The sequence below is a fragment of the Roseomonas sp. KE2513 genome, assembly GCF_016107305.1.
GTDB lineage: Bacteria > Pseudomonadota > Alphaproteobacteria > Acetobacterales > Acetobacteraceae > Roseomonas.
The window spans coordinates 75,185-99,470 of record NZ_RCVR01000019.1; the positions used below are offsets into that span (position 1 = coordinate 75,185).

Annotated in this window: 29 protein-coding genes, 1 tRNA gene and 1 riboswitch; of the genes, 15 read left to right on the forward strand and 15 right to left on the reverse strand. The window is 71.9% G+C overall.

The window, feature by feature from the left end; all coding sequences use genetic code 11:
- The gene (locus D9599_RS18695) at window positions 1-1,224 is read left to right on the forward strand and encodes a TIGR03862 family flavoprotein (RefSeq protein ID WP_232480672.1); all 1,224 of its coding nucleotides are present in this window, start codon (window positions 1-3) and stop codon (window positions 1,222-1,224) included.
- A 271-nt stretch (window positions 1,225-1,495) separates the two neighbouring features.
- Here the strand turns inward: D9599_RS18695 and D9599_RS18700 are convergent, their stop codons facing one another.
- Window positions 1,496-2,383, reverse strand: coding sequence for a dienelactone hydrolase family protein (locus tag D9599_RS18700; RefSeq protein ID WP_198382801.1), 888 nt, complete (start codon window positions 2,381-2,383; stop codon window positions 1,496-1,498).
- A gap of 141 nt (window positions 2,384-2,524) precedes the next feature.
- Here D9599_RS18700 and D9599_RS18705 point away from each other — a divergent pair, with 141 nt between their 5' ends.
- Both D9599_RS18705 and D9599_RS18710 read left to right on the forward strand, forming a co-directional pair.
- On the forward strand, window positions 2,525-3,379 hold the full coding sequence (locus D9599_RS18705) for a transglutaminase family protein (protein ID WP_198382802.1): 855 nt from the start codon (window positions 2,525-2,527) through the stop codon (window positions 3,377-3,379).
- 4 nt (window positions 3,380-3,383) lie between these two features.
- Complete coding sequence (locus D9599_RS18710) at window positions 3,384-4,133, forward strand: phosphatase PAP2 family protein (RefSeq protein ID WP_309228657.1); 750 nt, start codon at window positions 3,384-3,386, stop codon at window positions 4,131-4,133.
- 54 nt (window positions 4,134-4,187) lie between these two features.
- On the opposite strand, the gene arsC is transcribed toward D9599_RS18710, so the two are convergent.
- The 3 genes from arsC to D9599_RS18725 all read right to left on the reverse strand — a co-directional run bounded on the left by arsC (window position 4,188) and on the right by D9599_RS18725 (window position 6,225).
- Complete coding sequence (gene arsC / locus D9599_RS18715) at window positions 4,188-4,628, reverse strand: arsenate reductase (glutaredoxin) (protein WP_198382839.1); 441 nt, start codon at window positions 4,626-4,628, stop codon at window positions 4,188-4,190.
- A 223-nt stretch (window positions 4,629-4,851) separates the two neighbouring features.
- The gene (locus D9599_RS18720; protein ID WP_198382804.1) at window positions 4,852-5,322 is read right to left on the reverse strand and encodes an Rrf2 family transcriptional regulator; all 471 of its coding nucleotides are present in this window, start codon (window positions 5,320-5,322) and stop codon (window positions 4,852-4,854) included.
- A gap of 9 nt (window positions 5,323-5,331) precedes the next feature.
- A complete protein-coding gene (locus tag D9599_RS18725) occupies window positions 5,332-6,225 on the reverse strand; it encodes a dihydrodipicolinate synthase family protein (RefSeq protein ID WP_198382805.1) in 894 nt (297 codons plus the stop codon).
- A gap of 133 nt (window positions 6,226-6,358) precedes the next feature.
- Here D9599_RS18725 and D9599_RS18730 point away from each other — a divergent pair, with 133 nt between their 5' ends.
- Entirely contained in the window at window positions 6,359-7,000 is a 642-nt protein-coding gene (locus tag D9599_RS18730; RefSeq protein ID WP_198382806.1) for a pyridoxamine 5'-phosphate oxidase family protein, read from the forward strand.
- A gap of 6 nt (window positions 7,001-7,006) precedes the next feature.
- Here the strand turns inward: D9599_RS18730 and D9599_RS18735 are convergent, their stop codons facing one another.
- On the reverse strand, window positions 7,007-7,201 hold the full coding sequence (locus D9599_RS18735; protein WP_043837097.1) for a hypothetical protein: 195 nt from the start codon (window positions 7,199-7,201) through the stop codon (window positions 7,007-7,009).
- 2 nt (window positions 7,202-7,203) lie between these two features.
- Window positions 7,204-7,350: a hypothetical protein gene (locus D9599_RS18740; RefSeq protein WP_198382807.1), complete on the reverse strand. Its 147-nt coding sequence runs from the start codon at window positions 7,348-7,350 to the stop codon at window positions 7,204-7,206.
- Window positions 7,351-7,615: 265 nt separating this feature from the next.
- On the opposite strand from D9599_RS18740, the gene cysK reads away from it, so the two are divergent.
- Window positions 7,616-8,581, forward strand: a complete 966-nt coding sequence (cysK, locus tag D9599_RS18745; protein ID WP_198382808.1) for a cysteine synthase A — start codon at window positions 7,616-7,618, stop codon at window positions 8,579-8,581.
- A gap of 43 nt (window positions 8,582-8,624) precedes the next feature.
- On the opposite strand, the gene D9599_RS18750 is transcribed toward cysK, so the two are convergent.
- The 4 genes from D9599_RS18750 to D9599_RS18765 form a co-directional block, all read right to left on the reverse strand.
- On the reverse strand, window positions 8,625-9,617 hold the full coding sequence (locus tag D9599_RS18750) for a RimK family alpha-L-glutamate ligase (protein ID WP_198382809.1): 993 nt from the start codon (window positions 9,615-9,617) through the stop codon (window positions 8,625-8,627).
- Window positions 9,618-9,706: 89 nt separating this feature from the next.
- Complete coding sequence (locus D9599_RS18755; RefSeq protein WP_309228658.1) at window positions 9,707-10,012, reverse strand: AzlD domain-containing protein; 306 nt, start codon at window positions 10,010-10,012, stop codon at window positions 9,707-9,709.
- Entirely contained in the window at window positions 10,009-10,731 is a 723-nt protein-coding gene (locus tag D9599_RS18760) for an AzlC family ABC transporter permease (protein WP_198382810.1), read from the reverse strand. Before D9599_RS18760 ends, D9599_RS18755 begins: the two co-directional genes overlap by 4 nt.
- Before the next feature lie 254 nt (window positions 10,732-10,985).
- On the reverse strand, window positions 10,986-11,648 hold the full coding sequence (locus tag D9599_RS18765) for a RecX family transcriptional regulator (RefSeq protein WP_198382811.1): 663 nt from the start codon (window positions 11,646-11,648) through the stop codon (window positions 10,986-10,988).
- Window positions 11,649-11,876: 228 nt separating this feature from the next.
- Here D9599_RS18765 and D9599_RS32305 point away from each other — a divergent pair, with 228 nt between their 5' ends.
- The 8 genes from D9599_RS32305 to D9599_RS18805 all read left to right on the forward strand — a co-directional run bounded on the left by D9599_RS32305 (window position 11,877) and on the right by D9599_RS18805 (window position 19,090).
- The gene (locus D9599_RS32305) at window positions 11,877-13,073 is read left to right on the forward strand and encodes a PRC-barrel domain-containing protein (RefSeq protein ID WP_198382812.1); all 1,197 of its coding nucleotides are present in this window, start codon (window positions 11,877-11,879) and stop codon (window positions 13,071-13,073) included.
- Between the two features lie 203 nt (window positions 13,074-13,276).
- A complete protein-coding gene (locus D9599_RS18775; RefSeq protein WP_198382813.1) occupies window positions 13,277-13,768 on the forward strand; it encodes a hypothetical protein in 492 nt (163 codons plus the stop codon).
- A gap of 183 nt (window positions 13,769-13,951) precedes the next feature.
- Window positions 13,952-15,157 carry an aspartate aminotransferase family protein gene (locus D9599_RS18780; protein ID WP_198382814.1) on the forward strand — a complete coding sequence of 402 codons (1,206 nt, stop codon included), beginning with the start codon at window positions 13,952-13,954 and terminating at the stop codon, window positions 15,155-15,157.
- Window positions 15,154-16,107: an ornithine carbamoyltransferase gene (gene argF / locus D9599_RS18785; protein ID WP_198382815.1), complete on the forward strand. Its 954-nt coding sequence runs from the start codon at window positions 15,154-15,156 to the stop codon at window positions 16,105-16,107. The genes D9599_RS18780 and argF overlap by 4 nt, the downstream gene beginning before the upstream one ends.
- Window positions 16,108-16,204: 97 nt before the next feature.
- Window positions 16,205-16,921: a CBS domain-containing protein gene (locus tag D9599_RS18790; RefSeq protein WP_198382816.1), complete on the forward strand. Its 717-nt coding sequence runs from the start codon at window positions 16,205-16,207 to the stop codon at window positions 16,919-16,921.
- 101 nt (window positions 16,922-17,022) lie between these two features.
- Window positions 17,023-17,976: an Hsp33 family molecular chaperone HslO gene (locus tag D9599_RS18795; protein WP_309228659.1), complete on the forward strand. Its 954-nt coding sequence runs from the start codon at window positions 17,023-17,025 to the stop codon at window positions 17,974-17,976.
- Window positions 17,977-18,018: 42 nt separating this feature from the next.
- Window positions 18,019-18,639 carry a hypothetical protein gene (locus tag D9599_RS18800; RefSeq protein ID WP_198382817.1) on the forward strand — a complete coding sequence of 207 codons (621 nt, stop codon included), beginning with the start codon at window positions 18,019-18,021 and terminating at the stop codon, window positions 18,637-18,639.
- Window positions 18,640-18,715: 76 nt separating this feature from the next.
- Window positions 18,716-19,090, forward strand: a complete 375-nt coding sequence (locus tag D9599_RS18805) for a hypothetical protein (RefSeq protein ID WP_198382818.1) — start codon at window positions 18,716-18,718, stop codon at window positions 19,088-19,090.
- A 285-nt stretch (window positions 19,091-19,375) separates the two neighbouring features.
- Here the strand turns inward: D9599_RS18805 and folE are convergent, their stop codons facing one another.
- The 3 genes from folE to metZ all read right to left on the reverse strand — a co-directional run bounded on the left by folE (window position 19,376) and on the right by metZ (window position 21,877).
- On the reverse strand, window positions 19,376-20,011 hold the full coding sequence (gene folE / locus D9599_RS18810; protein WP_309228661.1) for a GTP cyclohydrolase I FolE: 636 nt from the start codon (window positions 20,009-20,011) through the stop codon (window positions 19,376-19,378).
- Window positions 20,012-20,157: 146 nt separating this feature from the next.
- Window positions 20,158-20,568: a Co2+/Mg2+ efflux protein ApaG gene (apaG, locus tag D9599_RS18815; RefSeq protein WP_198382820.1), complete on the reverse strand. Its 411-nt coding sequence runs from the start codon at window positions 20,566-20,568 to the stop codon at window positions 20,158-20,160.
- Between the two features lie 37 nt (window positions 20,569-20,605).
- A complete protein-coding gene (gene metZ, locus D9599_RS18820; RefSeq protein ID WP_198382821.1) occupies window positions 20,606-21,877 on the reverse strand; it encodes an O-succinylhomoserine sulfhydrylase in 1,272 nt (423 codons plus the stop codon).
- Between the two features lie 45 nt (window positions 21,878-21,922).
- A riboswitch (SAM riboswitch) is annotated at window positions 21,923-22,000 on the reverse strand.
- 191 nt (window positions 22,001-22,191) lie between these two features.
- Here metZ and D9599_RS18825 point away from each other — a divergent pair.
- Both D9599_RS18825 and D9599_RS18830 read left to right on the forward strand, forming a co-directional pair.
- Complete coding sequence (locus D9599_RS18825; RefSeq protein ID WP_198382822.1) at window positions 22,192-22,980, forward strand: PEP-CTERM sorting domain-containing protein; 789 nt, start codon at window positions 22,192-22,194, stop codon at window positions 22,978-22,980.
- A gap of 92 nt (window positions 22,981-23,072) precedes the next feature.
- Window positions 23,073-23,147: transfer RNA gene (locus D9599_RS18830), tRNA-Gly, on the forward strand.
- 28 nt (window positions 23,148-23,175) lie between these two features.
- On the opposite strand, the gene D9599_RS18835 is transcribed toward D9599_RS18830, so the two are convergent.
- Both D9599_RS18835 and D9599_RS18840 read right to left on the reverse strand, forming a co-directional pair.
- Window positions 23,176-23,874 carry a chemotaxis protein CheX gene (locus tag D9599_RS18835; protein WP_198382823.1) on the reverse strand — a complete coding sequence of 233 codons (699 nt, stop codon included), beginning with the start codon at window positions 23,872-23,874 and terminating at the stop codon, window positions 23,176-23,178.
- A gap of 25 nt (window positions 23,875-23,899) precedes the next feature.
- A complete protein-coding gene (locus D9599_RS18840) occupies window positions 23,900-24,283 on the reverse strand; it encodes a response regulator (protein ID WP_198382824.1) in 384 nt (127 codons plus the stop codon).
- Between the last annotated feature and the right edge of the window lie 3 nt (window positions 24,284-24,286).

Genomic DNA, 24,286 nt, shown 5'->3' on the forward strand with positions numbered 1-24,286 from the left:
CTGACTGTCGCGCCGCCGGCGCGCGGCAGGGTCGCCATCGTCGGCGCCGGCCCTGCGGGGCTGGCGGCGGCGGAGGTCCTCTCGGAAGCGGGCGTTGCGGTCACCGTGCTGGATCGCATGCCCAGCCCCGCTCGCAAGCTGCTGATGGCCGGGCGCGGCGGTCTCAACCTTACCCATACCGAACCGCTCGAGACGTTCCTCTCTCGCTACGGCGCCGCGCGCCCGCGCCTTGAGCCTGCAGTACGCGCCTTTCCGCCGGAAGCCCTGCGCGCCTGGTGCGAGGCGCTGGGCCAGCCCACCTTCGCCGGCACCAGTGGCCGCGTCTTCCCTCGCGCAATGAAGGCGGCGCCGCTGCTGCGCGCCTGGCTCGCGCGCCTCGCTGGACGGGGTGTCACTCTGCTCAGCCGCCACAGCTGGACCGGCTGGGATGCCGATGGCGCCCTGACCTTCGAGCGCCCGGGCGACGCGCCTCTGCGCCTGACGCCCGATGCCACGCTGCTCGCGCTTGGAGGCGCCTCCTGGCCGCGCCTTGGCTCCGACGCGGCCTGGGTGCCGCTTCTTTCCGCGCGCGGGGTGGCCGTCGCGCCCTTCCGCCCTGCCAATTGCGGGTTGCTCATCCCTTGGTCCGAGCACCTGCGCTCCCGCTTCGCCGGAACGCCCCTCAAGCGCATCGCCCTCTCCTTTGCCGGGCGAACCGTGCGGGGAGAGGCGGTGATCACCAACCAGGGCCTGGAGGGCGGCGCCGTCTATGCCCTCTCGGCCGCCATCCGCGACGTCGCGGCGGCCCAGGGCAGCGCGACCGTCACCCTCGACCTCCGCCCCGACATGACCGCTGAGGAGGTCGCTCGCCGCCTCGCCGCCCCGCGCCGCGGCCAGTCGCTCTCCAACCACCTGCGCCGCCAGCTCGCCCTGCCGCCCGCCACCATCGCCCTGCTGCGCGAGGGCGCCGCCCCGGCAGAGGCCGCCATCAAGTCGCTCCCGCTCCGCGTCACCGGCGTCTCCGGCCTTGACCGCGCCATCTCCTCGGCCGGTGGCATTCAATGGAACGAACTGGACGGGGATTTCGGCCTGCACCGCCTCCCCGGGCTCTTTGCCGCCGGGGAAATGCTCGACTGGGAGGCGCCGACCGGCGGCCATCTCCTCACCGCCTGCTTCGCCACCGGGCGGGCGGCGGCTGGTGGCATCCTCCACCAGCTTCGGGACGGGGCGGGCCAGCGCGGGTGACTCCGGGGAGAGGAAGAAGGAATTTTTCCTCTCCCCAGACCCCTCACCATCAGCTTTTTCTATCTGCTCGGGATGCTTTGTGGCGGTTGCGCCTCAGGTCATAGAGCTGAGGCGACTGCACGCGCGGGAAGGGGGCTGCGATGGAGCCGTCCCCCCCCAATCACCGCATCCGCGACGACAGACGGGGATCCAAGGGCCTCAGGCCCTTGGCGGGAGAGGTGCCGGAGAGGGCAGGGCCCTCTCCGGCAGCCGCAAGCGCCGGCCGGTTCTCTCAGCTCACGCCGTTCCCCTTCAGGAATTCGAGCATCAGCCGCCATCCCGCCTCGGCCGCCTCCTTGCGGTAGCTCGGCCGGTAGTCCGCGTGGAAGCCGTGCGGCGCGCCTGGATAGATCACGAGGGTGAAGCGCTTCCCGGCCTCGCGCATGCGCGTCTCCATCTGGCGAAGGCTGTCCACGGGGATGCCCGTGTCCGCCTCGCCGTAGAGGCCGAGGATGGGGCACTTGATGTCGGCGGCCATGTCGAGCGGCACGCGCGGCGTCAGGGTGCTGGCCTGCCCTGCCACGGGCCCGTACCAGGCGACGCCCGCCTTCAGCCGCGGGTTCTGTGCCGAGTAGGCCCAGACGTTCCGACCGCCCCGGCAGAAGCCGATGATCGCCACCTTTTCCGCGCTGCCGCCGTCCTGCCCGGCCCAGGCGAGGGTGGCGTCGAGGTCGCGGAACAGCTCGTCGTCGGGCTTTCGGCCGGCGATGGCCGCGGCGGCGCCGACATCGGGGGCCGCAGCCGCGTCGCCCTGGCGCACGTAGTAGTCGGGCGCCACGGCGAGGTAGCCTTCCCGCGCCAGGCGGCGGCAGACATCCTTGATGTACTCGTGCAGGCCGAAGATCTCCTGGCAGACGAGCACCACCGGCCAGTCGCGCCCTGTGGCGGGTCGGGCGCGGTAGCCGGGCAGGGCGCGGTCACCGGCAGGGATGCTCACCTCCCCGGCCACCAGTCCCTCTGCCGGCGTCGTCACGATCGTCTGGGCCATGACGGGACCCGCGGCCAGCGTGTAGCCGGCCGCCCCGCCCACCGAGCCGACGAAGCCGCGCCGCCCCAGGCGCTCGAACAGCGGGGGCGAGATCATCTCCACGGGGGGCGGGGTTTCGGGAAGCTGGTCCATGCGGGTTCCTCCGGTGCCGCGGGAGCCTACACCGGCTCCGCGCGCGTCCGCACAGGCCCGGGCGAGGAAATCGCGGGCAGCGCGCATCGCGAAGGGGCCAGGGTCGTTGTGCCCCGGAAATCCCATCCTTCCAGGCCCGCCATGAAGATCCTCGTCGGCTGCGACCTCGGCTACCAGGTCACCGGCCCCGCCACCCTCATCCTGAACATCCAGCCGGCCGAGACGCCGCGGCAGCGGATCCTGCGCGAGACCCTGACGATCACGCCGGAGGGCGCGCGGACCGAGAGCTGGACGGTGCCGGGCACGGGCAACCGCTACCTCCGCATCCATGCCGAGGCAGGCACGGACCTCCTCATCCATCACGAGGCGGAGGTCGATCTGTCCCCGCATGTGGTGGACCCCGGCGAGGTCGGGCAGACGGCGCCGGCCGAGCTGCCGCCGGAGGTGCTGCCCCATCTCTGGCCCTCCCGCTTCTGCGAGTCCGACCGGCTGGAGCGCCTGGCGCTGCGCGAGTTCTGCGACGCGCCCGAGGGACATGCGCGCGTGACCGCCGTCTGCAACTGGGTGCACGACCGTATCACCTATCTCCGCGGCGCCTCCGCCCCCACCACCACGGCAACGGACACGCTTCTGTCGGGCGCTGGCGTCTGCCGGGACTTCGCGCATCTGGCCGTTGCGCTCTGCCGGGCACTGGGCATCCCCGCCCGCTTCATCTCCGCCCACGCGCCGGGCCTCGTGCCGCCCGACTTCCACGCGGTGTTCGAGGCCTTTCTCGGCGGCAAGTGGTGGCTCTTCGACGCCACGCGCCAGGCGCCGCTCGACGCCCTCGTGCGGATCGGCCAGGGGCGTGACGCGGCCGAGGCCGCCTTCGCCGAGATCCATGGCGCCGCCACCCCCACCACCATGGCCGTGCACGCGGAGGTGCTCGAGGGCCTGGACGTCGCCCGCGGCGTGCGGACGACGCTGGCCGTCGCGGACGCCGCCGAGGCACCCTGACAAGGTGAGAGGCATTCCCCTTCCGCCCACCGCGCCGCGCCGGCTACGCGACTTCCTCGCGCGGCAGGAACTCGGCGCTCTGGCCGCCGTTCTGGCGGTCGCCGCCGGCCTGTTCGGCTTCGCCAAGCTCGCGGCGGAGGTGACGGACGGCGACACCCCCGCCTTCGACCGCCACATCCTCCTCGCCCTCCGCAACCCGGCCGATCTCGGCGACCCTATAGGCCCCCGCTGGCTCGAGGAGGCGGCGCGGGACGTCACCGCACTCGGCAGCCACGTGATCCTCGGCTACGTGACGCTCGCGGTGGTGGGGTTCCTCCTCCTCTCCGGCCGGCGCGCCAGCGCGCTGTTCACTGCGCTGGCGATCGGCGGCGGCATGCTCGTCAGCAGCGTCCTCAAGATCGGCTTTGCCCGCCCGCGCCCCGACCTCGTACCCCATGCGGTGGAGGTCTATACGGCCAGCTTCCCGAGTGGCCACGCCATGCTCTCGGCGGTGGCCTACCTGACGCTGGGCGCCCTGCTCATGCGCGTCGCCCCGCTCGGGCGCACGAAGTTCTACGTCCTCGCCGTCGCCATCCTCACCACGCTGATGGTGGGGATCAGCCGCGTCTATCTCGGCGTCCACTGGCCGACGGACGTGCTGGCCGGCTGGTGCGGCGGCGCGGGATGGGCGCTTCTCTGCTGGATCGTGCTGAACGCCCTTCAGCGCCGCGGCGCCGTGGAGCCGAAGGGCACGCCGGAGGAGCCCGCGGGCTGAAGCGGTGCCCAGGCGGCCCGTGACAAGCCGCCTCCCCGCCCGACGCGGCGGCCCCTAATCCAGCAGTCCCCTGTCCACGCGCCGGTCCTCGGCATCGATCGCCGACGCGCCGCCCTCCTTGCTGAAGGCATCGCGCTGCGGGTCCGGCAGGAGGTTCAGCACTGTCTCGGAGGGCCTGCACAGCCGCACGCCGAGCGGCGTCACCACGATCGGCCGGTTGATGAGGATCGGATGCGCCATCATGGCGTCGAGCAACTGCTCGTCGGTCAGGGATGGATCGCCGAGACCCAGCTCCGCATACGGCGTGCCCTTCTCGCGCAGCACATCCCGCACCGGCACGCCCATGCGGTGGATGAGGTCCGCCAGCACCTCCCGCGAGGGCGGGGTCTTCAGGTACTCGATCACCTCCGGCTCCTCCCCGCTGTTGCGGATGAGGGCAAGGGTGTTGCGGGACGTGCCGCAGGCCGGGTTGTGGTAGATGGTGACGGTCACGATGCGCGCTCCTCGGTGAACGATGCGGTGGCGCTGGGGAGAGGAAGAAAGAGTTCTTCCTCTCCCCAGATCCCTCACCATCATCTTTCTCTATCTGCTTGAATGCTTCGACGGCCGGTGCGCCTGAGGTCATGAACCCGAGGCGGCTGCACGATCAGGAAATGATCGCGAAAGCCAAAGGGCGGATCCAAGGGCCTCAGGCCCTCTCCGGGGCCGCAGCGCCAGCCTAGATGGCGAAGTTCAACGGCTCTGCCGAGGGCCGCTGGAGCCCGGCGGCTTGGGCACGGCGAAGCAGGTCCTCCAGAGTCATCCCCTGGAGGCGTTCGCGCAGGGCTTCGTCCAGCTCGCTCCAAAGCGGCGCGACGACGCCCTGGTGGAGCGCCCCAGACAGGTCGCTGCCCCCTTCCGTGCCCTCCGCCACAGCGGCCACGGCCTCGGAGAGGCGGATGTCGCGGGGACGGCGGCCCAGGCGGTAGCCACCGCGCGGCCCACGGACGCCTTCGAGCAGCCCCGCGCGGGAGAGGGCCTGGAAGACGGGCTCGATGCCGCGCCGGGCGGCGCCGAGGCGGTCCGCGATCTCCGCGCCTCCCGCCACGGCGCCGTTCGCCCCTCGCCCGGCGTGGAAGGCGACATCGAGAAGAACGGAGACCGCTGTCAGGGCGCGGTCCTGGCGCAGGAGTCGAAGGGAGGGCTGCATTCCCCCAATCTACGCACTCTCAGCGTGCATTTCCAGATCGAACAGCGCGCCTTCCACCTCCCGCCGCCCTTCGGCGGAGAGGGCGGGCTGGGGTGGCAGCGGGGTGCCGACCGCGAAACCCTGGATTTCCAGCGCGCCCTTGATGCAGGCCGCCAGGGCGTGCCGGGCAAAAAGCTCGTTGATGCGCCAGAGCCGGCGCTGCAGGGCCATGGCGCCTGCCCAGTCCTCGGCGCGGCACAATTCATAGAGCCGCACGCTCTGGCGCGGAATGGCGCAAGCCGGACCCGCCATCCAGCCGACGCCGCCGATCAGCATCACCGCGGCCGGGATATGGGCGGAGGCGGCGAAGACCCGCATCCGGCCCTCGGTGCGGTCCATGATCGAGAGCAGCCGCCCGGTATTGGTGGAGGCATCTTTCACGTAACCGATCCGCGGGTGGCGGGAGAGGGCTTCGAGGGCGGGAAGGGAGAGGTCGGAGCGCTGGAACTGCGGGTTGGTGTAGAGCACCACCGGCCGTTCCACCGCGTCCGCGACGGCGGTAAAATAGGCGACCACGCCAGCCTCTGGCACGGGGAAATAGGCCTCGAGGATCGCCAGGATGCCGTCCGCCCCGAGCGCCTCGGCCTCGCGTGCCTGGCGCACTGCCTCGGCCGTCGTGGTCGCGGCGATGCCGGCGACGACCGGCACGCGACCGGCGGCGGCCTCTACCACCACCTCGATGATGCGGCGGCGCTGCTCGGCGTTGAGATAGGCGAACTCCCCGGTGCTGCCGAGCGGCGTCAGCCCGTGCACGCCGGCGGCGACCAGGTGCTCGACCAGCCGTGCCAGCACCTCGTCCAGCACCCGACCGTCCGGGCCGATGGGGGAGACGAGATAGGGGAAGACGCCGTGAAGATCCTGCATACGCGAAGGCTAGGCCGGGCCCGTGTCCCACGGAACCGCCGGGCCGGATGTGCGACGCTTTCGTGACGGGAGCTGCGACCGTCTTGCGGCGCGCCGCGCGCGGGTGCAGCAACGATCCATAGGGGAGACCCCGATGCCCGGCACGAACATTGGTATCAACACCGACGTCATCACCGACCTCGCCCAGCTAGAGGCCCTCTACGGGGTGCCGGGCGACGCCTCCACGGTAAAGGAGGTGCCTCACATCACCGCCGAGTACCGGGCGATGATCGAGGCCTCACCTTTTCTCGCCCTGGCCACCAGCGGCCCGGAAGGGCTGGACTGCTCACCGCGCGGCGACCGCCCGGGCGAACTCGTCCGCATCGCCGATCCGCGCACGCTGCTGATGCCCGATCGCCGCGGCAACAACCGCGTGGACAGCCTGCGCAACATCCTGCGCGACCCGCGGGTGGCGCTGATGTTCCTCATCCCCGGGCACGGCAACGCGCTGCGCGTGAACGGGCGCGCGCAGATCTCGGTCGCGCCCGCCCTGCTGGAAAGCTTCGCGGTGGAGGGGAAGGCGCCCCGCAGCGTGATCGTGGTCACGGTGGAGACCGTCTATTTCCAGTGCGCCCGCGCGGTCATCCGCGCCCGCCTCTGGGAGCCGGAGGCGAGGGTGGCGCCGGGCAGCCTGCCGACGCCGGGCCGCATCCTCGCCGCCCTCAGCAAGGGGGAGGTCGGCGGCGAGCCCTACGACTCCAGCTGGGCGGCGCGGGCGAAGGAGACGATGTGGTAGCCGCCCTCAGGCGGTAACGCGCCCGCGGGAGCGCAGCACCACCAGTCGCGCCACGCGCGCGGCCTCGGCGGGATCGGGGAAGGCCATGCCTTCCAGATCCTCGAGGCCGGGATCGGTTGCGAGGAACATCCAGTCCGCCTCCCGCGCCACGGCGACGCCAACGAAGCGCCCGTCCACGCTGATCGGCCGTGAGCCGCGCATGGTCACAGGCTCCCCATGGCGCGCAGTAGCGCGCTCTCGATCTCGGACTGGCGCGGCGGGCGCGGGGCGCGGGGGAAGGCGCGCTCCAGCAGGGCGCGAAGGGCGGCGAAGGGGCCGCGGCGGGCAGGCAGGAAAAGGGAGCGGGTCATCATGTGTCCGTTCGGGCAGGGCCCGGCTTGGAAAGGGCAGGGGAATGGCGGCGCGTTCAGCGCCGACATCCCCGGTCGCGGCGGGTCTCTCGCATCGGAAGCCCCCTCTCGGGACGGGTTGGCGATGCCCGAGAATTCGGCGTGAATCGTCGCAGGGTCAACGAAATGAAACGATCGATTTTCGCTGAATAAAGAGGATGAACCCCTCGCGGCACGTGGGTTGGGTGGTGGACGCCACCCCGGCCGCGCGTGGTAAATCCGCCGGATGTCCAACCCTCCCGCCAACCCGCCGCGCGGCCGCCTCTACGCCAGCATTCTCGAGACCGTCGGCGCAACGCCGCTCGTGCGCCTGCCCCGGCTGGAGGCGGCGGAATCCCTGCCTGCACGGCTGGCCCTGAAGCTCGAGTTCTTCAACCCGCTCGGCTCGGTGAAGGACCGCATCGGCCTCGCGATGGTGGAGGAGGCGGAGCGCGCCGGCCTCATCTCGCCGGGCGAATCGACACTGATCGAGCCGACGTCGGGCAACACGGGCATCGCCCTCGCCTTCGTCGCGGCGGCCAAGGGTTACCGCCTGGTCGTCACCATGCCCGATGGCGCCAGTGCGGAGCGGCGGAAGATGATGGCGCTGCTCGGCGCGGAACTCGTCCTCACCCCCGCCGCCAAGGGGATGGCCGGCGCCATCGCCCGCGCCGAGGCCCTGGTGGCGGAGACGCCGGGCGCCTGGATGCCGCGCCAGTTCGACAATCCTGCCAACCCCGCGATGCACGCCGCCACCACGGCCGAGGAGATCTGGGCGGATACCGGCGGCGAGGTGGATGCGGTGGTCGGCGGAGTCGGCACGGGCGGCACGCTGACGGGCATCGCCCGCGCCCTGAAGCCGCGCCGGCCGGGGATGCGCGTGATCGCGGTGGAGCCCGCGGAATCCGCCGTTCTCTCGGGCGACGAGCCCGGTCCCCACGACATCCAGGGCATCGGCGCCGGCTTCCGGCCCTCGGTGCTGGAGCTGGAGCGGATGGATGCCGTGCTGCGCGTCTCGGAGGGAGAGGCCCTGGCCGCCGCCCGCCGCTGCGCGCGGGAGGAGGGCATTCCGATCGGCATCTCCTCCGGCGCCGTATTGCACGCGGCGATCGAGGTGGCGCGCGACCCGGCGATGGCGGGAGGGCTGGTCGTCGCCATCGCCGCCAGCTTCGCCGAGCGCTACCTCTCGACGGAGCTTTTCGCGGACATCTAAGCGCCATCCTGGGGCCGCGGCGAACGCGGCCCCGGGAGGAAGGTCAGGCCGCCACCCGCTGCGTCCGCGCGAGTTCCCGCCCGAGGAAGGAGGCGATGGCGCCGGGGCCGGAGCGGTCGGTGCCGGCCAGGCCCGCCGCGGCCTCGGCGTCGGGGTTGTAGTTCGTGTTCGTGTTCACGTCGTAGGTCAGCACCGCGCCCTCGGGCGTGCGGATGAACTCGATGCCCGCGACCTCGACGCCGTTGGCCGAGAGGAAGCCCTCCAGCCGCTCGCGCAGCGCCGGCTCGATCCCCTCGGGCAGAACGCGGAAACGCGGGCCCGGCGCGGTGCCCACAGGGCAGGCCGCATCGCCGATGGCGGCGGAGGGCGCCGGCACCTCGCAGACATCCGCCGGGCAGAGCTCAAAGCCCGAGGAGGTGTCCACCTCGACCGCGTAGAGGAAGCGGCCGCCGACGAACTCCGCGCGGGTGATGAAGGGGCGGGCGGCGCGGATATAGTCCTGCAGCAGCCAGAGGCCGTCGGCCGGCTGCTCGTCCTCTGGCGCGTCGGCCAGGAAGGCGGCCAGGGAATCGGCATCGGAGAAGAGCCGGACGCCGAGGCCCTTGCCCCCGCGGTTAGGCTTCAGGATGAGCGGGCCCGTGCCGTAGCGGCGGCGGGCGGCGGCGACCACGTCCTCGGCCTCACCGCGCACTAGAACGGTGCCGGGCACCGCGACGCCGGCGGCTTCCAGCGCCGCGTACTGCCGCACCTTGCTGATCTCGAGGTCCAGCGCCCGCGGGCCGTTCACCACGCGCCGCCCGAAGCGCTCCAGCCAAGCGAGCACGCCCGCCGTCAGCTCCGCCGAGTAACGATGCCCGCGCGTGTGGGAGGAGGCGGACATGCGGTTGTAGAAAACCCCCTCCGGCGGCGGGGAGGAGAGGTCGAAGCTGCCGGAGGAAAGGTTCCACTCCGCCCAGGGCAGGCCGCGCTGGTCAAAGGCGCGCGCCAGCGGCGGCAGCCATTCCGGGTTCTCGTGGATGACGTGGATCTTGGACATGCGGGCGCCTCCGTGCGCGCTTCGATGTGGAGAGCGGGTTAAACCCGATCAAGCCGCGTGCGAAGAGCTATTTCACGGCCGGTCCCGCGCTACATCCCCAACCACCGCAACGCGGCCATCGCCGCGACGCCCGCCATGATCGAGGCGCCGAAGCTGCGCCACCGCACCTGCACCAGCGCGCAGACGATGCTTGCCAGCACCGCCGCCAGGTCCTGGCGCGAGAGGGCCAGGGCGACGTAGGCGGCGAAGAGCGGGGCCGGGAGGTTCCGCAGCAGCGCGTCCACGAGGGGCGGCGTGCGCACCGCCCGCAGCACCGCGTAGCCGCCCGCGCGGCACAGATAGGTGACGATCCCCATGGCCAGGATCGCCACCGTCACGTCCCAGCGAAGCGTCACGCGCCACCCTCCTCGCCTTGCCGGCGGCGGCGCGTCTCGGCCAGGGTGGCCGTCGTCGCCCCCGCGAGCGCGCCGGCCAGCAGCGGCACCGGCGGCGGCAGGCGCAGCGCCTGGGCCCCGACCGCCACGGCCGCAGCCACGAGCCAGGCCGGCACGTCCTGCCGCGGACCTCGCCAGAGCGCGACGAGAATCGAGACGAAGGTCGCCGTCGCCGCAAAGAACAGGGGGTGGTCGGCCGGCAGTGCCACCGCTGCGCCCAGCAGGTGCCCCGCGGCGGTCGAGGCCACCCATCCCACCCAGGTGAAGACTCCGAGGCCGAGAAGGAACCCCGCGTCCCGCCCGCCCGCGCGATGCTCCGCGACCGAGAGGGCGAAGGAGTGGTCTACCGCGAAGAACAGCGAGCCCCAGAGCCGCCACCCGCGCAGGTGGTCGAGCCAGAAGGCCAGCGCGGCACCCAGCGGCACGAGGCGGATGTTCACAACGAAGGCGGCAATAGCCACCGCCAGCACGTCCGGCGGGTTCGTCCAAAGCTCCAGCGCCAGCAACTGCGAGGCGCCGGCGAAGACTACCGCGCTCATTACGAGCGTCTCGGCCAGGCTCAACCCCTTCCCGAGCGCGATAACGCCGACGACGAGACCGAAGGGCGCGATCCCAAGAAGCATCGGCACGCCCCGCCGCGCGCCGCGCAGGATGCCCGCCTGGGTGAAGATCACTCGCATGCGCGCGGGTATAGGCCGGGGAGGGGCGGGGACACCATGCGCTGGGCTTCTTCTGCCGTGCTTATGGCCGCAGGGGAGAAGAAGGAGTTCTTCCCTCCCTAGACCCCCTCCCATCATCTTTTCTTCGAGCTTGAACCCTTGAACGGCGGGGGTGCCTCGGGCCGATGACCAGAGGCGACGGCACGTTCAGGAAGGTTCCACGACAGCCAGAGCGGGATCCAGCGCCCCAGGCTCTCTCCGGGGCCGGTCGGCCCCTAGCCCTGGCGGGAAGCGATGATCCGCGCCTCGGCCTCGGCGGGGTCGGTGTCGAGCGCCGCCTCCGCCACCTCGCGCGGGAAGCCGGCGCGGGCGAGAGCGCCCATGGCCTTCATCCGGGCGGCGCGGGCGGCTTCCGCCTCCTCCGGCGGGTTGCGGTCAAAAGGGCCCTGGCGGCGGCGGCGCAGATGGGCGAGGGCCGCCGTCACCTCGTCCGTCCCGGCCTCCTCCAGCGTGCCGGCGGCGGTTTCCCCGCCCACGCCCTTGGCGGCCAGGTGCGCCGCGATGGCCCGGCGCGAACGACCGGCGCGGGAGAGGCGGCGGGTGCGCGCGGCGGCGAAGGCGGCGTCGTCCACCGCGCCGGCCGCGACCATCCGCTTCGCCACGGCCAGGGCCGCCGCCCGCCCCGCAGCCGCGAGCGGCGCGATGGCCTCGGGCGCCATCCCCTCCGCCGCCGCGCGCTGCGCCCAGCGGCCGACGCGGCGGGTCAGGACGCGCGCGAGCCCCGCCTCGGTCGCGGCGAAGCGCGCGAGATGGTTCAGCGCGGCCTCGTGCAGCCGCGCCTCGGTGGGAGCGGGGCCGGCCAGGATGGGACGGCGCTCGCGCGGGCCGCGCCCGGCCTTCCGCTCCTTCCCGCCGCCTGATCCGTCTCTCTCGCCCATGGCCTTCCTTGCTTCCGCCGGAGCCTGCCACGCCGCGGCCGAAGGGGGGAGGGGCCTGAGACCGCCCGGCCCCGCGAAACCCCGCCCCGCCGGGGGGCGTTCCTATGGTCGATCCAAGCATCGAAACGACCGAACCAGGCGCCCCGGCGCCCGCTGAGCCGTTCCCGTCATCGTCCCGGCCTGGCCAGGCGGCGGCGACCGAATGAACCCATCGAGAGGAGACGACGCGTGACCGTTCGTTCCAGCCAGTCCCGCCTGCTCGGCTTCACCGCCGCCGCCGCCCTTCTCGCCATGGGCGCCGTCGCCCAGGCGCAGACAGGTGCCCAGACGGGCGCCCAGCGGGACGGCACGCCGGGCAACCCGCCCTCCACTGCCACCCAGCGCGCCGCCGACGCAGCGACCGGCAACGTCACGCCGCCCGACGGCACCCCCGGCAACCCGCCCGGCACCGCCCTGGGCCGCGCGGCGGACCGTGCCGGCGATGCCGTCTCCGGTGCCAACCAGCGCGCGGGCGATCCGCTGAACACGCAGAACCGACCGGATGGCACGCCGGGCAACCCGCCGGGCACGGCGCTCGGCCGCGCCACAGACCGGGCCCTGGACAACGCGCAGGGCGCGAACCAGCGCGCGGGCGACCCCGCCAACACTGCCGGTCGCCCCGACGGCACGCCTGACAATCCCCCGGGCACCGTCGTCACCCGCGGCATCGACCGCGCCCTCGGCACGAATACCTCCGGCGCCTTCCCCGAGAACGAGCGCGGCAACAACGAGCGCTCCGCCGGCCCCGCGGCCGAGGGCAACCGCGCGACGGTGACGGGCCGCGGCCAGGCCGCTGGCGGCGGGGAGCGCAGCAACGAGCCGGCAGCCGCCAATGCCGATCCCAGCCGGATGGGCAGCACCCGTGGCGCGGCCAGCCCGAGCCAGAACAGCCAGGTGACCGGCGGCGGCCAGCCCGGTGCGGTGAACACTACGCCCGATGGCGGCCAGGCGCGGGCTGGCACGATGTCCGTGCCGCTGCAGAACAACGCGGCCGGTAATGCCCCGGCCGATCCAGCCGGCCGGAGCGGCACGACCGCAGGCCGCGGCGCCGCGGCGACTGGGGCGATGGCTGGCGCGGGCACGGCCGCCACGGCGCCGGCAGCGCAGACCGAGCGCGCCAGCCGCATCATCGGCGCCAGCGTTTTCAACGAGCGTAACGAGTCCATCGGCTCGATCGACGACATCATCCTCGCCCAGGGCAATTCGTCGCCCATGGCGGTGGTCTCGGTCGGCGGCTTCCTCGGCATCGGCGCGAAGCTGGTCGCCGTGCCGATGTCCGACCTTCGCTGGTCGGCGGCCGACAACCGTTGGACCATCACTGGCGCGACGCGGGAAAGCCTGACCTCGCTGCCGGCCTATTCCTACGACGCTGCCCGCCGCGGCTGAACGGGCGGGCGTGACGATCCGGGGCCCGGGCGCTCGCGCCCGGGCCCTTCGTCTTTATGACCATTCTGTCAGGTCTGTGACATTCCGGCCCATGTGGCGAAACGCTTCGGTTCTGCACAGGAACCGGGACAGCATTGCCGCGTTGGCCCCATAGGTCCCGCTTCGATAGCGGGGCCGCAACAACTCGATCGGGAAGAGACCTGATGTCATCCGCCACACTGAAAGCGACCACGCTGGCCCTGGCCTTCCTCGGGCTGGCCGCCTGCAGCAGCGACCCGCTGAACACCGCCAATCGCCGCGACGGCACGCCGGGCAACCCGCCCTCCACTGCCACGCAGCGCGCGGTTGATAGCGTGACCGGCGACCGCACCCCCGCCGACGGCACCCCCGGCAACCCGCCCGGCACCGCGCTTGGCCGCGCCGCCGACCGTGTGAACGAGCGCGCCGGCGATCCGCTGAACGTCGACGGCCGCCCGGACTGCACGCCCGGCAACCCGCCCGGCACCGCCGTGTCCCGCACCCTCGGCACCACCGACCCGTCTGACTGCCGCCCGGTGGCCCGCCGCGCCCGCCGCCACGTGAACCAGGCTCGGGCCCGCACGACCACGCCGCGCCCCGCCGCAACGGCCCCGACCACCGGCACCGGCGCCACCGGCCCCGGCGGCAGCCCGGCCTTCAACAACCAGGGCAGCTGAACCCATCCAGGTCCGGCTTGAAGGGGGCGCCGCAACTGCGGCGCCCCCTTCGTCATTTCTGCCATGCCCGGAAGCGGCCCCTGGTCCTTTGACCCGACGGGCCCTTTCCGCCATCTTCCCGCGTTCCCGCCCGGCGACGCGACACCCGCACCGCCCGCGGGCCCTACCGGAGGGCCACGCCGCGTGATCCCCGCCCTGATGCCGAACTACAACCGCGCCGACCTCGCCTTCGAGCGGGGTGAGGGCGCCTGGCTGTGGGATGGGCAGGGGCGACGATACCTCGACTTCGGCTCGGGGATCGCGACCAGCAGCCTCGGCCACGCGCACCCGCACCTCGTCGCCGCCATCGCGGAGCAGGCGGGCAAGGTGATGCACAGCTCGAACCTCTACCGCATCCCGCAGGCCGAGCGGCTCGCCGCACGGCTGGTCGAGGCCACGCCCTTCGCGGACAGCGTCTACTTCTCCAACTCGGGCGCCGAGGCGAACGAGGCCATGGTGAAGGCGGTGCGCAAGTACCACGCCGATGCCGGCCACCCCGAGCGCTTCCGCACCATCTGCTTCGAGGGCGCCTTCCACGGCCGGACGCTCGCGATGATCTCGGCCACCGGCAACAAGAAGTACCTGGAGGGCTTCGGCCCGCCGGTGGACGGCTTCGACCACGTTCCCTTCGGCAACATGAACGCCGTGCGGGACGCGATCACGAAGGAGACGGCCGCCATCATGATCGAGCCCGTGCAGGGGGAGGGCGGCGTGCGCCCGGCGGATCTCCGCTTCCTGCAGGAGCTGCGCGCCACCTGCGACGAGTTCGGCCTGCTGCTGGCGCTGGACGAGGTGCAGACCGGCATGGGACGCTCCGGCAAGCTCTGGGCGCACCAGTGGGCCGGGATCGAGCCGGACATCATGTCCTCCGCCAAGGGTATCGGCGGCGGCTTCCCCCTGGCGGCGACGCTCGCGAAGGAGAAGGTGGCGGTGCACCTCAAGCCCGGCACCCATGGCAGCACCTATGGCGGGGGCCCGCTCGCCTGCGCCGCGGGGAATGCCGTGCTGGACGTGATCCTGGCGCCGGGCTTCCTCGACAAGGTCGATCACGTCGCGCGCTATCTCTGGCGCGGCATGCTCGACCTCTCCGCGCGCCACCCGAAGGTGGTCGTGGGGGTGCAGGGCGCGGGGCTGCTGCTCGGCCTTCGCCTGACCGACGCCGTCTCCAACGGCGAGATGCAGGGCGCGGCCCTGGCCGAGGGGCTGCTGACGGTGGCCGCCGGCATGAACGTGCTGCGGGTCGCGCCGCCGCTCGTCATCATCGAGGCCGAGGTGGACGAGGCGCTGCGCCTCCTCGACCGCGCCTGCCTCCGCATGACGCCCGGCGAGGCGAAGGCGGCGGCGAAGTGAGCGCTGCGTTAAGGACCGTGGACGGGGGGCCGGTGGCCCCCCGCCACTTCCTCGAGGTGATGGATTTCGACGGGCCGACGCTGCGCCGCATGCTCGACCTGGCGCGTGAGGCGAAGGCCGGGCGCGTGCCGGGCAAGCCGCTGGCCGGCAAGAGCGTGGCGCTGATCTTCGAGAAGCCCTCCACCCGCACCCGCGTCTCCTTCGAGGTGGGCATCACGCAGCTCGGCGGCCACGCGGTGGTGCTCTCGGGGCGCGACATGCAGCTCGGCCGCGGCGAGACGCCGGCGGACACGGCGAAGGTGCTGTCCCGCTACGTCGATGCCATCATGCTGCGCACCGACGACGTCTCGAAGCTTCGTGGCTTGGCGGAGCACGCGACGGTGCCGGTGATCAACGGCCTGACCGACGTGTCCCACCCCTGCCAGATCATGGCCGACGTGCTCACCTTCGAGGAGCATCGCGGGCCGATCGCCGGGCAAACAGTCGCCTGGACGGGAGACGGCAACAACGTCGCGCAGAGCTTCATCCAGGCGGCCGCGCGCTTCGACTTCACGCTGCGCCTCGCCACCCCCGATGCCCTGCGCGCGCCCGCCGACCTCGTCGCCTGGGCTCGGCGCGAGGGCGCGCGCATCGAGGAGACGGACGACCCCGCTGCCGCCGTGCGCGGCGCCCGCTGCGTGGTGACGGATACCTGGGTCTCCATGTCCGACGAGAAGCCGGACGCGGCGGCGGTGAACCGCCACAACCTGCTGGCCCCTTACCAGCTCAACGCCGCCCTCATGCGCCACGCGGCGCCGGACGCGATCGTCATGCACTGCCTGCCTGCCCATCGCGGGGAGGAGATCACCGAGGAGGTGATCGACGGGCCGCAGAGCGTCGTCTTCGACGAGGCGGAGAACCGGCTGCACGCGCAGAAGGGCGTGCTGCTCTGGGCGCTGGGCCTCGGCTGAAGAGGGCGAGGCCGCCGCTGGGACCTTGATCAGGATCAAGGCCCCCGCTGCCCGGCAGGCCCAGTCTTCCCCCCGGACATAATCCGGGAGAGAGGCGATGTCAGCCCTTGTCATGGAATCCCTTACCGCCCGCGACCTGATGACGCGGGAGGTGGTGAGCATCCCGCCCACCATGCCCGTCGCCGCCGTCGCGCGGCTGCTGGCGGAGCGCGGGATCTCCGCGGTGCCGGTGCTCGCCGCCAATGGCAGGATGCTTGGCATCGTCACCGAGCTGGACCTGATCCGCCGGCTGAGCGGCGCCGAGGACATGCGCCCCGGCTGGCTGCACCGCCTCGTCGGCAACCGCGACCGGGACGCCGAGCGCTACGCGCAGGTGCACGGCATGCTGGCCGAGGACGTGATGACCCGCAACGTGATCTGCGTGGACGAGGACGCCTCGGCCGAGCACATCGCGCATTTAATGGAGGAACGCGGGATCCGCCGTGTGCCCGTGCTGCGGGACGAGCAATTGGTGGGCATCGTCTCCCGCGCTGACCTGCTCCAGGCCCTTCTCGTCCCGCCTGCGCCGCTCGGCTCCGGCAGCGCCGAGGACGAGCGGATCCGTGCCGAGCTCTGGCGGGAGATCCGCGAGCAGCCCTGGGCGGACACCCTCTACACCTACGTCAACGTGCGGGACGGGGTGGTGGAGTTCCAGGGCTTCGCCCGCTCGGCCGCCGTCCGGCGCGGGCTGCGGGCCATGGCGCACCGGATCGAGGGCGTGCGACGCGTGAACGACACGATGGAGGACGGTCTGCCGGCCAACCTTCTCTCCTGAGGCAAGGTTCGGCCGAAGGGGAGCCGCCCGAGGGGTCGCCATGCGCCCCGCGCGGGTGGCACACCCTGGGAGCGGGGAGCGGTGCTGACTATGTAGGGCGGGTGCAAGACTCCACCCGCCCCTCCGACACCCCGGCCCTGTTCAACCACGAGCGCCCGCCGGTGCCCGATATGATGGTTCCCCGCGCCATCCTGCCCTTCCACCTGGAGGGGCGGCCGGTGCGCGGCCGGCTCGTGCGGCTCGGCAACCTTGCGGAGGCGCTGATCGGCCGCCATGACTTGCCGCTGGACGTCGCCCGCCTGCTCGGCCAGGCGCTGGCCCTGACCGCGGGCCTTGCGGCCGCGCTGAAGTTCCAGGGCTCCTTCTCGCTCCAGGCCAAGGGCGACGGGCCGGTGCCCATGCTGCTGGCCGACTGCACCGATTCCGGCGACCTCCGCGGCTACGCCCGTGCGGCCGAGGGCACCTCGCCCCGGGGGGAAGCCAGTCAGCTTCTCGGCCGGGGCTATCTCGCCTTCACCTGCGACCAGGGCGCGGACATGGACCGCTACCAGGGTATCGTCGCCATCGCCGGTGACACGCTCGCGGACATGACGGATTCCTATTTCCGCACCTCCGAGCAGCTCCAGGCCTTCGTCCGCCTCGCCTGCCGCCGCACGCCGGAGGGCTGGCGCGCGACCGCCCTGATCCTCGAGCGCGTGGCCGCCGAGGGCGGCATCGACGGCCAGGAGAACGAGGAGGCCGACGAGGCCTGGCGCACCGCGACCATCCTCGCCGACACCGTGAAGGAGGAGGAGATGCTGGACGACGCTCTTCCCTCCGAGGTGCTGCTTCACCGCCTCTTCCATGCGGAGGGACTGCTGGTGGATACCGCCCGCCCGCTCTCCTACGGCTGCCGCTGCTCGCGCGCCCGACTGGCCGGCGTGCTCCAGGGCTTCCCGGAGAGCGACCTCGACCACATGGCCGAGGAGGGGCAGATCACCATGAACTGCGAGTTCTGCAACCTCGCCTTCCGTTTCGAACGCGACGAGGTGAGGGGTGGCGCCGGGCGGGCCTGATCGGCTAACGCGGTGCGCCGCCACCGGAGAACTGACCGCGTCATGAAGGGCATTCCTACGCATCGCCTTGCCGGGACCGGCCGGCGCCTCGTGCTTGGCGCACCGCTCCTGCTCCTCGCGGCCTGCGGCGGGCGCGACCTGCCGCCGCCGCTGCCGCGGGTGGACGGCTACGCCTACCTGACGCCGTTGCGCGTGAACGTCGCGGATATTGAGGTGCTGGAGGCGGTCGATGCCCGGGTCGACCCCCCCGCGCCACTCGTGCCGGCCGTGGAGGTGGCGCGCATGGGGCGCGACCGCCTCGTCCCCTCTGGCACCACGGGCCGTGCCCGCTTCGTCGTGGAAACCGCCAGCCTCACCCGCGCCGGCGACGGCATCGCCGTGCTCCTCCGCGCGCGCGTGGAAATCCTCGACAACGACCGCCGTGTCGCCTTCGCCGAGGCCGAGGCGCGGCGGAGCACGACCGGCGGCGGGGGCAGCACCGCCGCCCGTGCCCGTGCCGCCGAAAACCTCGTCATCCGCGCGATGGAGGACCTGAACGTGGAGTTCGAGCTGCAAGTGCGCCGAAATCTGCGGGATTGGCTGCTGGAGACGACGCCGACAGCCCCCGTAGTGCCCATCGACTCGCCCGAGGGCATCCAGCGGCAGGACCTGCCCCAAGGCTGAGGCACGGCGTCAGCCCGGCCGGATCGAAACCCCAACGGGGCTGTGGCGCTTTCCCTTCCTAACCAGGGAGAGAGCCATGATCCGCCCCCGTCTCGCGATCCTTCCGATCCTCGCGCTGGGTGCCGGGCTTGTTGCCTGCGCCCCCAACGACCCCTACTACGCCAGCGGGCCGGTCTACTCGCAGCCCGTCGTCCAGCAGGCCTACCCAACGCCCTACGCGTCCCAGTCCCCCTACGCCACGCCGATGCCTGCCTATGTGGGTCAGGGCGACGCCTACGGGCGCCAGGTGCCGGTGCAGCAGGGCTATGCCGCAGCGCCGGTGGCGGATTCCTACTGCCGCGAGGCCTACGCGAACGCCGTCGGCACCAGCCAGCAGGCCGCCATGTCCGGCTCATACGCCGACGCGGCGCGCGCGAACCGGTCCGCCGGGTTCTTCCGCCGCGACTGCTGAGAAGGCTGCCTCGGCCGGGCCCAGGAGAGGGCTCTGACCTCTCCAGACCTCACCCGCCAAAGGCCTGAGGCCCTTGGAGCCCCATCTGGCTCCGCGCATGCGGTGATAGGGCCGGTTCGCTCTTCGTGCCCTTCCTGCGCGTGCAGTCGCCTCGGGTCCATGACCCGAGGCGCACCGGTCGCGCAGAAATCGCAAGCTCGAAGAAGATAAAGATGATGATGGTGAGGGGGCCGGGGAGAGGAGGAAGTCCTTCCTCCTCTCCCCGGGGTCCCCAGCGCCGGCCCGCTACCCCTCGAAGGTGTTCGCCCGCCCGTTGATGATCGACAGGAACTCGCGTCGCGTCGCGTGATCGTCGCGGAAGGCGCCGAGCATGGTGCTCGTCACCATGGCGACGCCGGTCTTGTGCACGCCGCGGGTGGTCATGCACTGGTGCGATCCTTCCAGCACCACCGCGACGCCGATCGGCTCCAGCACGTCGTTGATGGCGTTGGCGATCTGGGCCGTCAGCTTTTCCTGGATCTGCAGGCGCTTGGCGAAGGCGTCCACCACGCGCGCGAGCTTGCTGATGCCCACCACCCGGCCGCGCGGGATGTAGCCGATATGCGCGCGCCCGATGATCGGCACCATGTGGTGCTCGCAATGGCTCTCGAGGCGGATGTCGCGCAGCACGACCATCTCGTCATAGCCCGCCACCTCCTCGAAGGAGCGTTGCAGGAGCTGGACAGGGTCGGTTTCGTAGCCCGCGAAGAGTTCGCGATAGGAGCGGGCGACGCGGGCGGGCGTGTCGATCAGCCCCTCGCGGGTCGGGTCGTCCCCGGCCCAGAGGAGGAGGGTGCGGACCGCCGCCTCCGCCTCGGCTTGGCTCGGCCGGACAAGATCGCAGCGGAGGCTCGTGCCGGCGCCCTGCGCGTCGGGGATGATCGGGTTCTGCTCGGTCACGGCGGCAATCCTTCGGGCGCGGCGGCGGCACAGACGGCGACAGCGCATCGTGCCCAGGCAAATAGGTGCGCGGTCGCATTGAAAGAGGGCCCGGGCCGGAGGGAAGGTTCCACCCCGCCCCGGTCTTGCTAGTTCAGGGCCCCGCGCCCGTGGGGGCTGTCGAGGCTGAAGGCCGGAATCTCCACGTCGAAGGGCTCTCCGCTGGCTGCCGCGATCATATGATAACGTCCCTGCATGAAGCCAGAGGGTGTCGCGAGGGGCGTGCCGGAGGTGTACTCGAAGACCTCTCCCGGCTCGAGCACCGGCTGTTCCCCCACCACGCCATCGCCGTGGACGTGCTGGGTGCGGCCCAGCGCGTCGGTGATGTGCCAGGTCCGCTTGAGGAGCTGCACGGTCTCGCGGCCCTCGTTGCCGATCCTGACCCGATAGGCCCAGACGTAGCGCCCCTCCTCGGGGTCGGATTGGTCCACGAGGTAGAAGCTGCGGACCGTGACCCGGACGCCGCGGGTGATGGCGGTGAAGGCACCAGGCTCGCTCATCGCTGCTCCTCCATCGCCGTTCCTGCGGGCCTGCCGCTCAGCGCGCCGGGCCGGCGGCCCGGGGCACGCCCAAGGCCTTGCCGCCGCCGGCCCGAACCCCCTCGCGCACCGCGTCCAGCGCCTGGGCGAGATCGTCGATCACGTCCTGCACATCCTCAAGCCCTACCGAGAGGCGCACGGTACCGTCGTTGATGCCGAGCCGTGCGCGCTCCTCCGGGCCCACCTTCATATGGGTGGTGGTGGCCGGGTGGGTCACCATGCTGCGGGCGTCGCCGAGATTGTTCGAGATGTCCACGAGCTTCAGCGCGTTCAGCACCCGGAAGGCCGCGGCCTTCGCGCCCTCGCCGGCATCGGCCACGTCGAAGGTGACGAGCGTGCCGCCCGCGGACATCTGCGCGCGCGCCAGCGCCTGCTGGGGATGGCTGTCGAGGAAGGGGTAGAGCGTACGCGAGACTTCCGGCCGCGTGGCGAGGAAGTCCGCCACCTTGGCGGCGTTGGCGCACATGGCGGGCACGCGCAGGTGCAGCGTCTCCAGCCCCTTCAGGATCACCCAGGCGTTGAAGGGGGAGATGCTGGGGCCGGTGTTGCGGATAAAGGGCTGCAGCACCTCGTCCACCCACTTCCGCGAGCCGAGCACGGCACCGCCGAGCACGCGGCCCTGGCCGTCGAAGTGCTTCGTGGCGGAATAGACCACGACATCGGCGCCGAGGGTGAGCGGCTTCTGGAGCAGGGGAGTCGCGAAGACGTTGTCCACCACCACGATCGCGCCCGCCGCATGGGCGAGTTCGGCGACCGCTGGCAGGTCCACCAGCTCAAGCATCGGGTTGGAGGGTGTCTCGAGCAGCACGAGGGCGGCGGGCTTGCGGAAGGCCTCCCGCCACTGGTCCATGTCGGTGCCATCAACGAACACCGTCTCGATGCCGTAGCGCGGCAGCAGGGAGGAGACGATCCAGTGGCAGGAGCCGAAGAGCGCGCGGGAGGCCACGACCCGGTCCCCGACCTTGAGGTGCGCGAGCATTGCCGAGTGCACCGCCGCCATGCCGGAAGCCGTGACGCGGCAGGCCTCCGCGCCTTCGAGGGCCGCGAGCTTGTTCTGCAGCGCCTCGATCGTCGGGTTGCCGAAGCGGGAGTACTGGAAGTGCTGCTCGGTGCCGAGGAAGGTGCCCTCCGCCTGCTCCGCGCTCTCGTACATGAAGCCCGAAGTCAGGTGCACCGGCTCCGACATCTCGTCGAAGGAGGAACGGTTCTGGCCGCCGCGCACGAGGAGTGTCGCGGGGCGGAGCGGGGCGTTCGGAAGGGTCCTGGGCATAACGGGCGTTCCATCGGTCACGGATGGCCCGGTCGGGCGGGGGAGAGAGCCCTCGCCACGGCCGTTTAGCGCGTTTTTTTAAGCTCGCCGCAAGCTGGCCGACAAATCGCGAGCGCCCAGCCGAGGGGAACGCGGCGGGGCACCGGAAACTAGTCCCCCCCTGCCAGGCATGGCAAGGCCCGGCTTCCGGACACGCAGGGCAGGCCCATCCCGCGGGGTAACCGGGCGCCGGACGCCCGGCACGTCAGCAGTCACATAGGTGAATCTCTGGCGCGCAAGTTCATGATGAGATTTCCCCGCACGGGAGAACATCCATGAAAAACATGCGATACCTTGCCGCAGCCGGCCTCGTTCTGTGCTCACTCGCCGCGTCCGGCCAAACCGCCGAGGCGGCGCCCTTCGAGTTGCTCTACACCGGCGGCTTCGATACGGACGAGGCGCTGAATCCCGCCTCGGCCGCCAGCCCGACCCCCTTCAGCAGCTCGACATCCTTCGCCGTCCGCGCGCTGTTCGACACGAGCAGCCCCAATCTTGCCCCGGCCCTCGGCGGGCCCTTTGCGGGCTTCCGGGCTTACTCCCCGCTCTCCGCGGAGATCACCATCGCCGGCACGACCTACAGCATCCAAACGGCCGCCGAGAACGCGTTGACGGGGGTGGCGGTCGCGATCTTCGACGCGAATAGCTTCATGCCCGGGCGCTACGCCGTCGGGCTCATCGCGGATCCTATGGGCGATGGCGCGGGCTTCGTCGGGGATTTCCGCAGCGCGTCGCCGCCCTTCTCGGCATCGTCCCTCGTGCCGACGGCGTTCCAGGACTTCGTTGGCGTGGGGCACAGCGCGGGCCCCTGCTCCTCCGGCGCGCCGCCGGCCTGCCCGAAGATCGTCACGCCCTGGGTTCTGCGGGACGCGGGCAACATCCTCTACAATCTCACCTTCGCCGACTACAGCGCGGATTACCTGACGCTCACCCCTGAGGGGACGCGGCTCGGGCCGCTCAATACCGCCCAGTTGCTGGCGGTGCCGGAGCCCTCCTCCCTAGGGCTCGTGCTGCTCGGCCTGCTCGGACTGGGCTGGGCCAGGACGCGCCCGTTGACCCAGGTCTGAGAGACGGCCCCCGACCCGCCGCGCCGCCCGGCCGATTGCGCCGGCCGGCGCGCTGCGCTAGGTGTTGCCTAAGCACGGGCGCTGCCCGTCGCGCGGGCGTAGTTCAGAGGTAGAACGTCAGCTTCCCAAGCTGAATGTCGTGGGTTCGATTCCCATCGCCCGCTCCACGCTCCTCCATCCCCACGGCCGGGCGCATCACCCCTGGCTGGCCGGGAAGACGTCCATCTCGTCGTCCATCACCCGCTCGATGAAATCGCCCACCAGCAGCTTCAGCGCGCCGAGCGAGGGCATGTCCATCACCATGGCGATGTAGCCGCGGATGCTGCGGTCCCGAACCGAGAAGTTGATGTAGAGGAACAGCACCAGCCCCTCCGCCGGCGCGCCCTCGCCGGTGGAGGAGAGAAGGCTGCTCCCGTCGCCGCGCAGCACCTGGGGCAGCGACATGGTGAGCGAGCGGTGCAGCATGTTCGCCATTGTCGCCAGGCAGCCGTTCAGGATGACGTTGCCCGTCTCGGCCAGCGCCTCCCGCTCCATCTCCGCGGCGTCTTCGGGCGCCACCTCGTCGCCGAGCACGGCGCGCGCGAGATCGATGCCGCTGGCTTTGGGGAAGATGAGCAGCGCCCGCCCGCGGAAGGCGCCGGTGAAGTCCTGCCGCACGGCGACGAGGTCGTCGCCCTCGCGCTCCCCGATGAGGGCGGCGGCGGTGCCGTGGGGAATGATCTCGATGGCGGGGACGGAGAGCAGCACCTCGCCCCCGACCATCTTCCGAAGGCTGGCGGCGGCGCGGCTCACACCGATGTTCACGAGCTCGGTCAGCGCGTCGCGCTCCAGCGCGCTGAGCTCCACGAGCCCACCCGCCGCGTCCGAACCGGCACTCGCGCCGAGGGGGGTCATGGATGCTCTTTCCTGGTGGCAGGTCTCATCGCGTCGCCGCGCGCAGGCGCAGCGCCGCGCCGGAGACGAAGCCGCGCAGTGCTTCCTCCGTCACGGGCTTGGGCACGAAGGTGGCGTTCACCGCCCGCACGCGCGCGATCACCTCGTCCTGCAGGTTGGCGGTGATGACGGCGATGGGCATGGAGGGGTGCAGCGCCCGCATCTCGGCGGCCAGCGTGATGCCGTCCTTGCCGGGCATGTTGTAGTCGAGCAGCGCGAGGTCGATGCCGCCCGCGTCGAGCCGGGCTATCGCCTCCTCGGCATTGCCGGCCTCCACCCGCGCCCAGTCGGGCTGGAGAGCGGCCACGGCCTTTCCCGCCACGATGCGCGCGAGCTTGCTGTCATCGACGATCAGGACCGTGGTGGCCATCCG

What these genes read in the sequence shown, in the direction of transcription:
- D9599_RS18735 (WP_043837097.1), bottom strand. Translation starts at nt 7,201, where the DNA reads ATGCGCGGCTCACGGCCGATCAGCGTGGACGGGCGCTTCGTTGGCGTC.
- D9599_RS18720 (WP_198382804.1), bottom strand. Translation starts at nt 5,322, where the DNA reads ATGCAGCCCTCCCTTCGACTCCTGCGCCAGGACCGCGCCCTGACAGCG.
- D9599_RS18730 (WP_198382806.1), top strand. Translation starts at nt 6,359, where the DNA reads ATGCCCGGCACGAACATTGGTATCAACACCGACGTCATCACCGACCTC.
- metZ (WP_198382821.1), bottom strand. Translation starts at nt 21,877, where the DNA reads ATGCCCAGGACCCTTCCGAACGCCCCGCTCCGCCCCGCGACACTCCTC.
- D9599_RS18705 (WP_198382802.1), top strand. Translation starts at nt 2,525, where the DNA reads ATGAAGATCCTCGTCGGCTGCGACCTCGGCTACCAGGTCACCGGCCCC.
- D9599_RS18790 (WP_198382816.1), top strand. Translation starts at nt 16,205, where the DNA reads ATGTCAGCCCTTGTCATGGAATCCCTTACCGCCCGCGACCTGATGACG.
- apaG (WP_198382820.1), bottom strand. Translation starts at nt 20,568, where the DNA reads ATGAGCGAGCCTGGTGCCTTCACCGCCATCACCCGCGGCGTCCGGGTC.
- D9599_RS18740 (WP_198382807.1), bottom strand. Translation starts at nt 7,350, where the DNA reads ATGACCCGCTCCCTTTTCCTGCCTGCCCGCCGCGGCCCCTTCGCCGCC.
- D9599_RS18765 (WP_198382811.1), bottom strand. Translation starts at nt 11,648, where the DNA reads ATGGGCGAGAGAGACGGATCAGGCGGCGGGAAGGAGCGGAAGGCCGGG.
- D9599_RS18840 (WP_198382824.1), bottom strand. Translation starts at nt 24,283, where the DNA reads ATGGCCACCACGGTCCTGATCGTCGATGACAGCAAGCTCGCGCGCATC.
- D9599_RS18775 (WP_198382813.1), top strand. Translation starts at nt 13,277, where the DNA reads ATGTCATCCGCCACACTGAAAGCGACCACGCTGGCCCTGGCCTTCCTC.
- D9599_RS18725 (WP_198382805.1), bottom strand. Translation starts at nt 6,225, where the DNA reads ATGCAGGATCTTCACGGCGTCTTCCCCTATCTCGTCTCCCCCATCGGC.
- D9599_RS18760 (WP_198382810.1), bottom strand. Translation starts at nt 10,731, where the DNA reads ATGCGAGTGATCTTCACCCAGGCGGGCATCCTGCGCGGCGCGCGGCGG.
- D9599_RS18825 (WP_198382822.1), top strand. Translation starts at nt 22,192, where the DNA reads ATGAAAAACATGCGATACCTTGCCGCAGCCGGCCTCGTTCTGTGCTCA.
- D9599_RS18805 (WP_198382818.1), top strand. Translation starts at nt 18,716, where the DNA reads ATGATCCGCCCCCGTCTCGCGATCCTTCCGATCCTCGCGCTGGGTGCC.
- D9599_RS18835 (WP_198382823.1), bottom strand. Translation starts at nt 23,874, where the DNA reads ATGACCCCCCTCGGCGCGAGTGCCGGTTCGGACGCGGCGGGTGGGCTC.
- D9599_RS18800 (WP_198382817.1), top strand. Translation starts at nt 18,019, where the DNA reads ATGAAGGGCATTCCTACGCATCGCCTTGCCGGGACCGGCCGGCGCCTC.
- cysK (WP_198382808.1), top strand. Translation starts at nt 7,616, where the DNA reads ATGTCCAACCCTCCCGCCAACCCGCCGCGCGGCCGCCTCTACGCCAGC.
- D9599_RS18700 (WP_198382801.1), bottom strand. Translation starts at nt 2,383, where the DNA reads ATGGACCAGCTTCCCGAAACCCCGCCCCCCGTGGAGATGATCTCGCCC.
- D9599_RS18750 (WP_198382809.1), bottom strand. Translation starts at nt 9,617, where the DNA reads ATGTCCAAGATCCACGTCATCCACGAGAACCCGGAATGGCTGCCGCCG.